The sequence below is a fragment of the Halorubrum sp. LN27 genome (assembly GCF_016635065.1).
Lineage (GTDB): Archaea > Halobacteriota > Halobacteria > Halobacteriales > Haloferacaceae > Halorubrum > Halorubrum salipaludis.
In genome coordinates, this window is record NZ_JAEPET010000001.1 from 1,217,107 (window position 1) to 1,229,845 (window position 12,739).

12 protein-coding genes, 1 tRNA gene and 1 rRNA gene are annotated in these 12,739 nt (G+C 66.9%); 5 read left to right on the forward strand and 9 right to left on the reverse strand.

Annotated elements, in window-relative coordinates:
• Positions 1-81: 81 nt before the first annotated feature.
• The 3 genes from JIN95_RS06035 to JIN95_RS06045 all read right to left on the reverse strand — a co-directional run bounded on the left by JIN95_RS06035 (position 82) and on the right by JIN95_RS06045 (position 2,555).
• Positions 82-153, reverse strand: a tRNA-Ala gene (locus JIN95_RS06035).
• A gap of 167 nt (positions 154-320) precedes the next feature.
• Positions 321-1,790, reverse strand: a 16S ribosomal RNA gene (locus tag JIN95_RS06040).
• Positions 1,791-2,225: 435 nt separating this feature from the next.
• Positions 2,226-2,555 carry a non-histone chromosomal MC1 family protein gene (locus JIN95_RS06045; protein WP_095637053.1) on the reverse strand — a complete coding sequence of 110 codons (330 nt, stop codon included), beginning with the start codon at positions 2,553-2,555 and terminating at the stop codon, positions 2,226-2,228.
• A gap of 291 nt (positions 2,556-2,846) precedes the next feature.
• Between JIN95_RS06045 and JIN95_RS06050 the strand changes: the two genes are divergently transcribed.
• Together JIN95_RS06050 and JIN95_RS06055 are read left to right on the forward strand one after the other, a co-directional pair.
• Positions 2,847-3,050, forward strand: a complete 204-nt coding sequence (locus tag JIN95_RS06050) for a hypothetical protein (RefSeq protein ID WP_050024870.1) — start codon at positions 2,847-2,849, stop codon at positions 3,048-3,050.
• A gap of 142 nt (positions 3,051-3,192) precedes the next feature.
• Positions 3,193-4,248, forward strand: coding sequence for a quinone-dependent dihydroorotate dehydrogenase (locus JIN95_RS06055; RefSeq protein WP_200532111.1), 1,056 nt, complete (start codon positions 3,193-3,195; stop codon positions 4,246-4,248).
• Positions 4,249-4,272: 24 nt separating this feature from the next.
• Here JIN95_RS06055 and JIN95_RS06060 read toward each other — a convergent pair whose 3' ends face one another.
• Positions 4,273-6,939, reverse strand: a complete 2,667-nt coding sequence (locus JIN95_RS06060; RefSeq protein WP_200530800.1) for a valine--tRNA ligase — start codon at positions 6,937-6,939, stop codon at positions 4,273-4,275.
• Between the two features lie 117 nt (positions 6,940-7,056).
• Complete coding sequence (locus tag JIN95_RS06065; protein WP_095637051.1) at positions 7,057-7,311, reverse strand: hypothetical protein; 255 nt, start codon at positions 7,309-7,311, stop codon at positions 7,057-7,059.
• Between the two features lie 515 nt (positions 7,312-7,826).
• Between JIN95_RS06065 and JIN95_RS06070 the strand changes: the two genes are divergently transcribed.
• Positions 7,827-8,069: a ferredoxin gene (locus JIN95_RS06070; RefSeq protein ID WP_095637050.1), complete on the forward strand. Its 243-nt coding sequence runs from the start codon at positions 7,827-7,829 to the stop codon at positions 8,067-8,069.
• Between the two features lie 391 nt (positions 8,070-8,460).
• Here JIN95_RS06070 and hemB read toward each other — a convergent pair whose 3' ends face one another.
• From hemB to JIN95_RS06085, 3 genes are all read right to left on the reverse strand, one after another.
• Complete coding sequence (gene hemB, locus JIN95_RS06075; protein ID WP_200530801.1) at positions 8,461-9,441, reverse strand: porphobilinogen synthase; 981 nt, start codon at positions 9,439-9,441, stop codon at positions 8,461-8,463.
• A gap of 183 nt (positions 9,442-9,624) precedes the next feature.
• Entirely contained in the window at positions 9,625-9,789 is a 165-nt protein-coding gene (locus JIN95_RS06080) for a DUF6757 family protein (RefSeq protein ID WP_198951541.1), read from the reverse strand.
• Positions 9,790-9,879: 90 nt separating this feature from the next.
• Positions 9,880-10,695, reverse strand: coding sequence for a PHP domain-containing protein (locus tag JIN95_RS06085; protein ID WP_095637047.1), 816 nt, complete (start codon positions 10,693-10,695; stop codon positions 9,880-9,882).
• Between the two features lie 161 nt (positions 10,696-10,856).
• Between JIN95_RS06085 and JIN95_RS06090 the strand changes: the two genes are divergently transcribed.
• The gene (locus JIN95_RS06090) at positions 10,857-11,141 is read left to right on the forward strand and encodes a DUF2795 domain-containing protein (RefSeq protein WP_095637046.1); all 285 of its coding nucleotides are present in this window, start codon (positions 10,857-10,859) and stop codon (positions 11,139-11,141) included.
• A gap of 91 nt (positions 11,142-11,232) precedes the next feature.
• On the opposite strand, the gene JIN95_RS06095 is transcribed toward JIN95_RS06090, so the two are convergent.
• Positions 11,233-12,279, reverse strand: a complete 1,047-nt coding sequence (locus JIN95_RS06095) for a DUF5784 family protein (RefSeq protein ID WP_200530802.1) — start codon at positions 12,277-12,279, stop codon at positions 11,233-11,235.
• Positions 12,280-12,496: 217 nt separating this feature from the next.
• On the opposite strand from JIN95_RS06095, the gene JIN95_RS06100 reads away from it, so the two are divergent.
• Entirely contained in the window at positions 12,497-12,664 is a 168-nt protein-coding gene (locus tag JIN95_RS06100; RefSeq protein WP_008005688.1) for a DUF5786 family protein, read from the forward strand.
• The last annotated feature ends 75 nt before the right edge of the window (positions 12,665-12,739 follow it).

The window sequence follows — 12,739 nt, forward strand, 5'->3', positions numbered from 1 at the left end:
CGGGATGGTGCATCGGTCGTCGTCTACTCAATCCGAATCCCGTCTCCCACTTAAGGGGACGGATTCGAACCGAGGCTGACATGGACTCACTGGGATTCGAACCCAGGGCATCCTCCTTGCAAGGGAGGCACTCTACCGCTGAGCTATGAGCCCACCTTCCCTCACGGGAAGGTATCGTACGCGTGTGTGTGTGTGAACCGTGGTAGTTCGTCGGTGTCCGGGCCGGCGGATGGGTGGACACATGAGACCATGAATGAGTAGTGACCGTCTATAGAGACGGTCGTAAGGTGAGCTCGCCCAGAGGGCGAGTCTCGGGTCGGTGGAGGTGATCCAGCCGCAGATTCCCCTACGGCTACCTTGTTACGACTTAAGCCCCCTTGCGAAGCCCAGATTCGACACGTGGAACGTGCCTCATCCGGACCTCACTCGGGTGCTTTGACGGGCGGTGTGTGCAAGGAGCAGGGACGTATTCACCGCGCGCTTGTGACACGCGATTACTACCGAATCCAGCTTCATGTGGGCGAGTTGCAGCCCACAATCCGAACTACGATCGAGTTTCTGAGATTACCGTCTCCTTTCGGAGTTGGAACCCTTTGTCTCGACCATTGTAGCCCGCGTGTTGCCCAGCACATTCGGGGCATACTGACCTACCGTTGCCCGTTCCTTCCTCCGTGTTGGCCACGGCGGTCTCCCTACTGTCCCCAGCCACTTCGCAGTGCTGCTGGCAAGTAAGGATGCGGGTCTCGCTCGTTGCCTGACTTAACAGGACGCCTCACGGTACGAGCTGACGGCGGCCATGCACCTCCTCTCTGAAGCTCGGATAAGGTCATCAACCTGATCGTCATTACTACAGTCGATGCTGGTGAGATGTCCGGCGTTGAGTCCAATTAAACCGCAGGCTCCTCCGGTTGTAGTGCTCCCCCGCCAATTCCTTTAAGTTTCATCCTTGCGGACGTACTTCCCAGGCGGTCTGTTTAGCGGCTTCCCTACGGCACAGCACCCACTCGTAGTGGGAGCCACACCTAACAGACATTGTTTACGGCCAGGACTACCCGGGTATCTAATCCGGTTCGAGACCCTGGCTTTCGTCCCTCACTGTCGGATCCGTCCTCGCGACGTGCTTTCGCCATCGGCGGTCCGTCCAGGATTACGGGATTTCACTCCTACCCCGGACGTACCCGTCGCGCCTTCCGGTCCCAAGCCACGCAGTTTCCACCGGACGCCCACCCGTTGGGCGGGTGGATTTTCCGATGGACTTGCGCGGCCAGCTACGGACGCTTTAGGCCCAATAAAATCGGCCATCACTCGGGCTGCCGGTATTACCGCGGCGGCTGGCACCGGTCTTGCCCAGCCCTTATTCGTACACCTCCCTACGGTGTACAAAAGCGCAGGCTCTATGCCTGCGCACTTGGGATCCCCTTATCGCACTGGCGTGCAGTGTAAAGGTTTCGCGCCTGCTGCGCCCCGTAGGGCCCGGAATCTTGTCTCAGATTCCGTCTCCGGGTTCTCACTCTCATGACCCGTACCGATTATTGGCACGGTGGGCCGTTACCCCACCGTCTACCTAATCGGCCGCAGCCACATCCTTCGGCGCCGGAGCGTTTGACACAATCCTCATTCCAGCTGGATTGTGGTATGCTCTATTAGCCTCAGTTTCCCGAGGGTATGGAGCTCCGAAGGGTAGTTTGGCCACGTGTTACTGAGCTATTCGCCACGAGTCTGAACTCGTGCGACTAGCATGGCTAAATCGGATCCCAATAGCAATGGCCTCCGGCAGGATCAACCGGAATGTATAACCTCCAGAGCCTGATTCCCGGCTCGGAGGGGTGTTGGCGGGTTTTGACTCGCGATGAGTCAAAACACCATTGCATGGTCTATGTGGTGTCCGGTCCACCCGGCGACCCGGATGACACCGAACTACCACGGCTCACATCAGATTTCCTCTTACGCCGGAGCGCAGGGGGCGAAATCCTCATCTTCGCGGATCTGATTATTTTCTTCGAGGGGTCATAAACCCATCGAAGCTCTTCAGATCCAGCGAAACCGGGCCGGGTTGAACGGCCCGAGTTCGCAGGTGCGTTCTTCGCATTAGTCACAATGCCGGGGTTGTATTTAACCCCGTCGAACTATCGGCGCTACGTCATGCGGTTTCATGCCGAGGAACTGTGAACGAGCGAATAGCTATGCGTGCGGGCACGCGGAAAAAACCTGTCTGACCTCGAAGGCTACTCGTCGTCGATGTACTCGATCCCCTGTTTCGAGACGTTCGCCTTCGTGATGTCGTCGAGGTCGTTGAGCCAGAAGTCGTCGTCGGCCTCGTCGACCTCGGGGGCGCTGTCCTTCCAGGCCCACCCTTCGTACTCGTGGACCTTCTGCGTCCCCTTCTCGCGGAGCCGGAGCGTGATCCGCTCCGCCTTCTCCTCCGAGGGCGCGGGATCAAGGGTGCGGGCAGCTTTGAGCGCGGCCTGACGGGGCATGTTGCCGGAGAACTCGCTCGGTTCCGATCCGTCTTCCTCTCGAAGGGCGAAGTTTCGCTTACCGTCTTCACGTACCATGGTTTATCCTCCATGCGAACCCAGCACACAGTCTGTAATAAATATATCGGGGAAATGAAAGCTGTCCTCCAAAACATTTATATATTAACTCCGCACGGGCTAGCGGTTTCGCTCGGTCTCCGAGGCGATCCGACCGCTCGGTCGACGGTCACAGCGGCGTGGCGGCCCCGAAACGAGGCGTCGACGCCCTCGACGCGCGACGAACGGCACCGAGAACGCGCGGCGGCGACCCTGTTCGCGTAAACAACACTTATGTGTCTGGTATCGCGAAGTCCGACCAGTACAACCGCGATGGTCCGCAAAAAGAAGCTCAGCCCAAGCGGCGCCAAGGACGACGACGGGGAGTACCACAACGTCCACGTGAACCTCCACGAAGACGAGCTCGCCGTCGCCGGGATGGAGATCGGCGACGAGGTGTTCGTCCGGGTTCGAGACGGGAAGATCATCATCCAGAAGGCCGACTCCAGCCCCGAGGACCTCGAACACGACTTCTGAAACCGTCCGACCGATTTTCTGCGCTCGTTGTTCGGCTTCGAAGCCCGGACCGAAGGGAACGCCGAACGCCCGGCGATATCGGTGGCGGTCGCACGCGGCGGCGGTCGGCGGATTGATGCCCGTCCGCGACGAGACCGAAACGATGGGCGCGTACGACCTGTTGAAACCGGCGCTGTTCGGACTCCCGCCGGAGACCGCACACGGGCTGACACACCGGCTGTTGCGGGCGGTACAGACGACGCCGGTGACCGACCACCTCCGCGATCGGTTCGTCGTGGACGAACCCCGCCTCCGCGTCGAGGCGTTCGGGAACGCGTTCCCGAACCCGGTGGGCGTCGCGGCGGGCTTCGACAAGAACGCGGAGGTCCCGCGCGGCCTCGCGGCGCTGGGCTTCGGCCACGTCGAGGTCGGCGGCGTCACCGCCGAGCGACAGCCGGGGAACCCGCGACCGCGGCTGTTCCGGCTGCGCGAGGACGAGGCCCTGATAAACCGGATGGGCTTCAACAACGAGGGCGCCGACGTCGTCGGCGAACGGCTCGACCGGGAGCCCCTGCCGGAGGTCCCCGTCGGAATCAACATCGGGAAATCGAAGTCGACGCCCCTCGACGAGGCCCCCGACGACTACCTGTACACGTACGAGCGCGTCGCGGACGCGGGCGACTACTTCGTCGTCAACGTCTCCAGCCCGAACACGCCGGGGCTCCGCGAGCTCCAGAACCGCGCGGCGTTAGAGGAGATCCTCGGCGCCCTCGCGGACGCCGGCGCCGACCCCCTCCTCGTGAAGCTCTCCCCGGACCTCCCGGAGCCGGCCGTCGAGGACGCGCTCGGCGTCGTCGACGACCTCGGCCTCGACGGCGTCATCGCGACCAACACCACGACCTCGCGTCCGAACTCGCTGAAGAGCCCGCAGAAGGCCGAACGGGGCGGGCTCTCCGGGAAGCCGATCGAGCCCATCGCCACGGAGCGGGTCCGGTTCGTCGCCGAGCGCACCGACGTGCCGGTGATCGGCGTCGGCGGGGTTTCGAGCGCGACGGGCGCCTACGAGAAGATACGCGCGGGCGCGTCGGTCGTGCAGCTGTACACGGCGCTCGTCTACGAGGGCCCGGGCCTCGCGCGCGACATCAACGAGGGGATCGTCGACCTCCTCAATCGCGACGGCTTCGACTCGATCGAAGACGCCGTCGGCGCTGACCTGTAGCCGGGCCGCGCCGAGAACGGGTTTCTACGCTTCGTTGCGGACGATGACGACCACGTCCTCCGCTTCTAACAGCTCGCCGTCGCCCTGATACTGCCGCTCCTCTTCGATTTCGAACTCCTCGTCGACGAGCGTGACGCCCGCGACGTGAAGCTCGTCGCCGTCGATCTCGTACTCGCCCTGCGCCAAGGCCGCCTCGATGTCGCCGACCTGGTCGCCGTACTTCGGGCCGACCGTCGCGTAGTCGAGGTCGATCCCGGTGACCACGGTCTCGACCGGAGCGTCCTCGTCGGGGTGGACCGTGAGGTCGGCGACGTGCATCACGCCGGTGATGTCGTCCTCGAACCCGCGGACATCGGCGTACACCTCGACGGCGTCCAGCTCGGCGTTCAGCGGGAGCTGGTTCTCGCTCTTGTACTTGCGGAGCGTCCCGACCACGGCGGTGGCGGCCGCGCCGGCGTCCCGGTCGGCGTCGATCCCGAGCGGCTCGGGCCAGTCGACGAGGTGGACGGAGTCGGCGGCGCCGTCGGCGGCGTCGGCCGCCTCGGCCGCGGCGTCCGCGTACATGTCGTGCCACAGCTCCTCGGTGACGTGGGCGAGCAGCGGGGCGAACAGCTTCAGGAACCGCCGGTGAGCGGTCCGGAGCGTGTACGCCGCCGCCTCGTCCTCGCGCTGCTTGGCAATCTCGAGGTAGTCGTCACAGAACGTGTTCCAGAAGAAGCTCCGGAGCTCGTCGCGGGCCTTCGAGAACGCGCGGTCCTCGAACAGCTCGGTGAGCCGCTCGACCTCGCCGTCAAGCTCGGCGAGCAGCCAGCGGTCGAGCTCTCGGAGGTCCTCGTCGGCCGGCTCGTCCGGGTACGGCTCCGGCGCGAGCGACTCGACGAGCTTGGAGGCGTTCCACAGCTTGCGGATCAGCTTCTCGCCCGCGCGGAGGTCCTTCTCCTTGAACGGGAAGTCGTCGCCGACGGCGGTGCCGGCGGCCCAGTAGCGCGTGGCGTCGACCGGGAACTCCTCGAGCACGGTCTCGGGCTCGACGACGTTGCCCACGGACTTCGACATCTTCTCGCGGTTCTCGTCGAGGACGTGCCCGTTGATCATCGTCTCCGCGAACGGGACCTCCCCGGTGTGCTCGTAGCACTTGACGAGCGTGTGGAACAGCCAGAAGCTGATGATGTCGTGGCCCTGCGGCCGGAGGTCGAACTGATACAGCTCCGGGTGTTCCATCGTGAACTCCTCGCGATCCTCGTCCCAGTCCCAGCCGGCGTTGATGAGCGGCGTCAGGCTGGAGGTGGCCCACGTGTCGAGCACGTCGTCCTCCGGCTCGAACTCGTCGTGGCCGCACTCGGGGCAGGCGTCGACCGGCGGGTCGTCCGAGAGCGGGTCGACCGGCAGGTCGGCCTTCTCGGCGACAATCTCCTCGCCGCAGTCGTCGCAGTACCACACGGGGAACGGGATGCCGGAGGAGCGCTGGCGGGAGATGAGCCAGTCCCACTGCAGCCCCTCGACCCAGTGCTCGTACCGGCTGAACATCTTCTCCGGAGACCACTCCATCTCCCGGCCGATCTCGAGGTACTCGTCGGTCTTGTCGAGCATCTCGATGTACCACTGCTCGGTGACGAGGAACTCGACGCTCGTGCCGCAGCGCTCGTGGACGTTGACGGTGTGAGTGATGTCGCGGCGGTCCAACAGTGCCCCGGCCTCCTCGAGGTCCTCGACGATGGCCTCGCCGGCCTCGGCGGAGTGGAGTCCCTCGTACTCCTCGGCGACCTCGGTCATGTGGCCGGACTCGTCGATGGCGACCCGGAGGTCCAGGTCGTGGACCTGGTACCACTCGATGTCGTTCTGGTCGCCGAACGTACAGCACATCACGATCCCGGAGCCCGTCTCCATGTCGACGCGCTCGTCGGCGATGATCGGCACCTCATGGCCGAACAGCGGGACCTCGGCGGACTCGCCGACGAGGGCCTGGTTCTCGTCGTCGTCGGGGTGGACGAAGACGGCGACGCAGGCCGGGAGGAGCTCCGGGCGCGTCGTCGAGATGACGAATTCCTCGGGGGTATCGTCGCTCTCGTCGGCGGAGGCGACGGGGAAGGCGATGTCGTTGAAGTGGCTGGCCTGCTCGTCGTCCTCGGTCTCGACCTGCGAGATGGCGGTCTCGCACTCGGGACACCAGATCGCGGGCGCCTTCTCGCGGTACTCGCGGCCCTGGTCGTACAGGTCGACGAACGACAGCTGAGAGACGCGCTGGACGCGCGGCTCGATCGTCTGGTAGGTGTGGTCCCAGTCGACGGAGACGCCGAGCGACTGGACGTTCTCGGTGAACTGCTCCTCGTATTCGGCACAGACCTCGCGGCACTTCGCCTGGAACTCGCGGCGTTCGAAGTCCTGATGGCGGATGTCGAGCTCGTCCTCGGTGAGCCGCTCGGAGGCGATCCCGTTGTCGTCGTAGCCGAACGGGAAGAACGTCGCTCCGCCGCTCATGCGCTCGAAGCGGGCGACGAAGTCCTGGAGGGTGAATCCGTACAGGTGGCCCATGTGGAGGCTCCCCGACACCGTCGGCGGGGGCGTGTCGATGGAGAAGACGGTGTTCGGATCGACCGGGTCGTCGTCGGGGTAGGCGTACGTCTCCTCGTCGACCCATCGCCGCTGCCACCGCGGCTCGACGGCGTCGGGGTCGTACTCACCACTGGGCATTTCACGCGCATCTTCCCGCGGTTCCCCCTTAACGGCCTCGGTTGTGTGGGACGGGATCGCGGGCCAGCGCGGTCGAGCGCGTTCGACCGCGGGCGGAGCCTCCGCGGAGGGGCGCGGTTAGACCGTGTCGTCGAGGTCGTGTTCGGCCGCCATCTTCGACGCCTCCGACGCGAACCGCTCGACCTCGTCGGCCGGGCTCTCGCCGAGCGCGGTCTCCTCGACCTCCCGGCCGGCGGTGATCCCGTCGCCCGTGAGGAGCCGCTGTTCGGCCAGCTCCTTCGTGTGCATCCGCTCGCCGTCCTCGGTGGCGTAGGTGAGCCGCACGAGTCCCTTCGAGTCGAACTCCCGATCGACGAGCCAGACCGTGGTCATACGCGGCGATGGGTGCCTCCGACGCTTAAAAAGGACGGTCGCGGCGGAGGACCGGCCCGGCGATTGGTTCGATCCCGATGATCTGCGGTCGGCGCGCGCCTGTGAGCGCCCGTTAGGGCGCGAACAGCGCGTGCGAGGGACGCCGCGAGCGACGTTGGCGACCGAAGGGAGCCACGAGCGAGCGGCGAGGTTGGGGAGACGTGAGGTGCGGGTGCCGTGCGGGGCGGGGCTCGAAGGGGCGGCCAGGAGACGGGCGCAGGCGACGCGAGCACCGCAGCGAGCGACGCGAGCGAGGAGCGCGGCGAGCGTGCGCCCGTCTCCTGGCCGGGGCTTCGGTGGTGTCCGTATCGGTCGGGGAGTTATAACCGGGAACGGCGTCGGACGGTCGAGCGAGCGAGATTTCGAGGGCGAGGCCGGCGGATCTCCACACGACGTATTGATCTCGACGATCGAAGACGGCCCGTTCCGCGTACCGCGTCGCCAGCGCTTTGTACCGCCTCGCCGAACCGTGGCCCATGCACGTCGAGTTCGACCGCGACACCTGCGTCGGGATGTTCCAGTGCGTCGCCGAGTGGGACGCCTTCGAGAAGGACCTGAACGACGGGAAGGCGGACCTCGCGGGCAGCACCGAGGAGGAAGAGGACCTGTTCGTCGTCGAGGTCCCGGACGGCGAGGAGTTCGACGCGAAGTTCGCGGCGCGGGTCTGCCCCGTCGACGCCATCGAGGTGTACGACGACGACGGCGAGCAGGTGGTGTAGATCGCCTTGGGGTTTCGGGCGCTTATAAATCGGTACTGACGGACTGATCCCCAAAGCCCCAGCCGCTCGGCCATACGTTGATACTTATAAACGGCCGATCGACACGACCTCCTCCAAAGCCCCAGCCGCGACGGCTCGCGCGGCTGCCCCTTTGAATCCCGCCCCGCACAGCACCCGCACCTCACACCTCCCCAGCCTCGCGGTTCGCTCGAGGCTCCCTTCGGTCGCCTACGTCGCTCACCGCGTCCCTCGAACGCGCTCTCGCCGGCGGCGTCGCCGCCGGCTGTCAGAGAGACCTTCGGTCTCTCACTACTCGCGCCCCTAAAAGGGCGCTCGGAGGCGCGCGCCGAAGTGGATGGGTAGCGAAAGCGTCGCTCGCGTCCGCTTCGACTTATAAGTGCTCGGCCAGGTCCTCGGCGAAGTACGTGATGATCAGGTCCGCTCCCGCGCGCTTGAGCGACAGCAGCGACTCGTGGGCGGTTTCCTCTAAGTCGAGCCAGCCCTTCTCCGCGGCCGCGTGCAGCATCGCGTACTCGCCGGAGACGTTGTACGCGGCGATCGGGTGGTCGAACTCCCGCCGGAGGTCCCCGACGATGTCGAGGTAGGGGAGGCCGGGCTTCACCATCAGCACGTCCGCGCCCTCCTCGGCGTCGATCCGGGCTTCGCGGAGCGCCTCGCGGCGGTTCGCGGGGTCCATCTGGTAGTGCCGGCGGTCGCCGAACGCGGGCGCGCCGTCAGCCGCGTCGCGGAAGGGCCCGTAAAACGCGGACTCGTACTTGACGGCGTAGCTCATCAGCGCCACCTCCTCGTGGCCCGCGTCGTCGAGCGCCTCGCGGATCGCCCGGACCTGCCCGTCGGTCATCGCCGAGGGCGCGACCATATCCGCACCCGCGTCCGCCTGCGAGACGGCGGTCTCGGCGAGGAGGTCGAGCGTCTCGTCGTTCTTCACGGTGAGCGTCGGGTCCGACTCCGCCGACGCCTCGATCACGCCGCAGTGGCCGTGGTCGGTGTACTCACAGAGGCAGACGTCGCCGATCACGTACGCGTCGGTCTCGGCGGCAATTCGGCGGATCGCGCGCTGGACGACCCCGTCTTCCGCGTACGCGCGGGTTCCCTCCGGATCCTTCGACTCGGGGATCCCGAAGACGATCACGGCCTCGACGCCGGTCTCGCGGACCTCCTCGACGCGGGCGACCGCCTCGTCGACGGGGACGCGCTCGTGCCCGGGCATCGTCTCGATCGGCACGCGCTCGTCTGTCGTCGCGTCGACGAAGACGGGCGCGACGAGGTCCGACGCCGCCAGCGAGGTCTCGCTGACGAGCGGGCGGACGCCGTCGGTGCGGAGCCGCCGCGGCCGGTCCGTTGGGTGCATGCCCGAGCGTTGACCCCGCGGCGCCTTTTATGATCCGTCCGCGGCGAGCCGGCTGCTGAGTGGGAGGTGGTGAGGAGAGAGGGGACGGTGGGGAGAGAGGGGACGGCGAGGAGAGAGCGGACGGCGGGGAGAAAACGGACGGCGAAAAAGGGCGAGAGGTCGACGATCCGATCCGGCCGAGGGCTACTCGGACGATTCGATGTCGATTCGATCGCGGAGGTCGGCGAGCTCGTCGGATTCAGCGAGCTCCTCGACGCGCGCCTTGAAGTGCTCCTCGCAGAGCCCGACGACCACGCCGCTCTGCTCGGCCTCGTAGGTGGCCTCCCGCTCGCAGTAGTGACACCGCATACGCGACACTCTGTCGGCGTCGGGCTTAACGTTGTTCGTCGATCGGGAAGGTCCGACGCCCGGACAGTCACCTCGCGTCGTGGCGGAGAGTCAGACCGTGTCGGGGTCTGAGACCGGCTCCGGCAGCCGTTCGCGGACCGGCGCGAACGCCTCCGCCGTCAGCCCCGCCTCGGCGAGGGTGCGCTCGTGTGCGTCGGTGCCGCCCGTCAGCAGGAGGTCGCTCTCGGCGGCGACCCGCTCGACCCGCGCGTCGTCGACCGCGCGCCCGTAGGGGTAGAACCGCTCCACCGCGTCCAGCTCGCGGGCCACGTCGAGCGCGGCGTCCACGTCGTCGTACCGGAAGGGGTGCGCGAGCCCCACGAGCGCGCAGGCGTCCCGGAGGAGGTCGACGCCGCGCTCCAGCCCCGTCACCTCGCGCGCGACGTAGCAGGGGCCGTCGTTCCCGATCAGCTCGTCGAAGGCCCCCGCGTAGTCGTACGGCGCCGGCGACTCGTCGATCGCGCGGGCGATGTGCGGGCGCCCGAGTCCGGGCCGGGGCTCGACGCCGAGGTCGACGCCGAGCCGGTCCTCGACCGCGTCGAGGATCGCGGCCCCCCGCTCCTCGCGGTCGGTCTGGAGGCGCTCGATCTCGGCGTCGAGCGCGTCGGTGCGCTCGACCGCGTACCCGAGGAGGTCGAGCCGCTCGGAGCCGGCGTCGACGCGGAGCTCGATCCCGCGGACGACCCGGACCCCGTCGCGTTCGACGACCGGCGCCCCCACGGCCGGATGCACGCGGTCGTGGTCGGTGATCGCGACCCAGTCGAGGTCGGCGTCGCCGGCGGCGTCGACGAGCTCGTCTGCGGTCATCGTGCCGTCGGAGACCGTCGTGTGCGCGTGGAGGTCGGCGACGATCCGGTCCGTGTCCATGCCCGCCGTTCGCCGGGGCGGCACTAAGCGTCCGCGGTCGAGCGGCTACTCGTCGGCCACCCATGTGAAAGATCGACAATATAAGGAAATATAATTTGATTCTCCGGACTAAGGTTGTGCATGGACAATCATTAAGAACCATCGGCGACTCGCAGTAGTTGATGCGCTTGAACGGCGTCGACGACCGACTCGAACGGCACCAATATCCGACGACCTCGGAAGAACTGATCGCGGCCCACGGCAACGCGACCGTAGAGCTCGCCGACGGCTCCGAGCGTCTCGGAGACGTGCTGGAGCGGTTCGGGGAGCAGACGTTCGACGACGCGGACGACGTGTTCACCACGCTCCGCGCGGGCGTCTGCCACCGCGGCGTCGGTCGGCGGTTCTACTCGGACCGCGACCCGACGACCGACGCCGACGACGGCCCGACGCCGGTCTCGTTCTGAGCGGGCGGCGGAAGCGACCCTTCGTTTTTCCGAGACTCGCGCCGTGAGCGACGCGTCCGCCGGGAGTGACGCGTCCGCCGGGAGTGACCGATCAGACCCAGTCGATCGCGGCCGACAGATCGACCGGCACCGATCCCTTTCGGTACCCTTCGACGTACCCGTCCGGGCGCGCGCGGAGGACGACCGCCGGGCGGTGTCGGACCTCCGGCTGCGCCTCGCGCACGGCCGCCCAGTCGTCCGCGGGGAAGGACGTGCAGTCGACGAAGAGGGTGACGCCGCCGCCGTGCGCCTCCAGCTGCCCGCTCGTCTTCGTCTCGGCCGTGTCGCGGACCGCCGCGACCGGGTCGCTCGCGGAGCGCCCGGAGACGGGCTGCGGGCGCGTCACCTCGACCAGCGAGGCGTTCCCCGTGTCCGGGTCCGTCGCGCGGTAGTCGAGCGAGTGGCCCGTCGTCACCTCGATCTCGGGCGTCACCTCGTAGCCGGCCTCGGTCAGGATTCGGGCCGCGGTGAATTCCGCGATCGCGGCGCTCATCCGGACCAGATCGAGGGACGCCGACGTGCCGAGCTTCCCCGCCATCACCTCGCGGTACTCGTCGAGCGTCCCCGGTCGGAGCGTCTCCTCGAGGAATCGGGTCCCCTCCTCGCGGGTCGCGTCGGGGAACCCGGCCGCGTGGTCGCGGAAGAAGGCCCGCGTCGTCTCGGCGCCGTCCTTCGAGCAGAACACGGGCAGGAAGAACCACGAAACGTGCGGGTACGCCGCGAGCCACGGCTCGTCGTCGTGGAGCGCGGCGAGCAGCTCCCGCTGGACCCACCGCGAGACCGGGTAGGGAACCTCGTCGAACCCGTACTTGTCCGTCCGCCAGAGCTCGCTCGGCGTCTCCGTGTTGCCGACCCAGTACCCGACCGGCCCGCCGTCGGCGCCGTCCGGCGGGTCGGCGTCGCCGTCCGTCCAGCAGAACAGCGCGAACGAGCCGTCGTCCATGTCGAACCGCCGGGCCTCGTAGCCGGACGGCGGAACGAACCACGGGTCGCTCGCGGTCGCCCCGAGGTTGTCGTCGAGGGGGCGTTCGAGCTGCGAGCGCACGCGGTCGGCGCTCCAGCCGCCGGGCGCGCGCCTGAATCGGAGCGGTTGTGCCACGCCGGTGCTACCGCACGGCGGGGTTAATCGGTTCCGGTGGAAGAGACCCCACCCCCCGAGTCTCCCGCGGATCCCGTCCGTCGGTCAGTTTCCTCGGCGAACGCCCCCGTCCGGCGATCAGTCTCGGCCGGGGATCGGTCGACGAACGTTTCGCGGAGGAGACAATTCACCGACACATATAATACTGATAGTTTCTAAGCGAAGGTGTACCATGTCAATGGGTGCCTATGACGAGGCCGAGCACGAGCGTCGCGAGAAGAAGACCAGCGAAGTCGACGCCGATTTCGACGCCGAGCGGCCGGAGTACTCCGGATCGCTCACGTACGATTCCGGCGACTCCACGGAGGCACTCCTCGACAAGTTCCAAGAGCTGCAAGGCGAGTGAACGAGCGGTTCGCGGCCTCTTTCTCTGCTCCGGTAGGTTCCTGACTCAGCCCATCACTCGTCGCTAGGTCGCGAC

Coding starts and splice junctions, on each gene's coding strand:
- JIN95_RS06050 (WP_050024870.1), top strand. CDS start 2,847: ATGGTCCGCAAAAAGAAGCTCAGCCCAAGCGGCGCCAAGGACGACGAC.
- JIN95_RS06100 (WP_008005688.1), top strand. CDS start 12,497: ATGGGTGCCTATGACGAGGCCGAGCACGAGCGTCGCGAGAAGAAGACC.
- JIN95_RS06060 (WP_200530800.1), bottom strand. CDS start 6,939: ATGCCCAGTGGTGAGTACGACCCCGACGCCGTCGAGCCGCGGTGGCAG.
- JIN95_RS06080 (WP_198951541.1), bottom strand. CDS start 9,789: ATGCGGTGTCACTACTGCGAGCGGGAGGCCACCTACGAGGCCGAGCAG.
- JIN95_RS06065 (WP_095637051.1), bottom strand. CDS start 7,311: ATGACCACGGTCTGGCTCGTCGATCGGGAGTTCGACTCGAAGGGACTC.
- JIN95_RS06070 (WP_095637050.1), top strand. CDS start 7,827: ATGCACGTCGAGTTCGACCGCGACACCTGCGTCGGGATGTTCCAGTGC.
- JIN95_RS06085 (WP_095637047.1), bottom strand. CDS start 10,695: ATGGACACGGACCGGATCGTCGCCGACCTCCACGCGCACACGACGGTC.
- JIN95_RS06090 (WP_095637046.1), top strand. CDS start 10,857: ATGCGCTTGAACGGCGTCGACGACCGACTCGAACGGCACCAATATCCG.
- JIN95_RS06055 (WP_200532111.1), top strand. CDS start 3,193: ATGGGCGCGTACGACCTGTTGAAACCGGCGCTGTTCGGACTCCCGCCG.
- JIN95_RS06045 (WP_095637053.1), bottom strand. CDS start 2,555: ATGGTACGTGAAGACGGTAAGCGAAACTTCGCCCTTCGAGAGGAAGAC.
- hemB (WP_200530801.1), bottom strand. CDS start 9,441: ATGCACCCAACGGACCGGCCGCGGCGGCTCCGCACCGACGGCGTCCGC.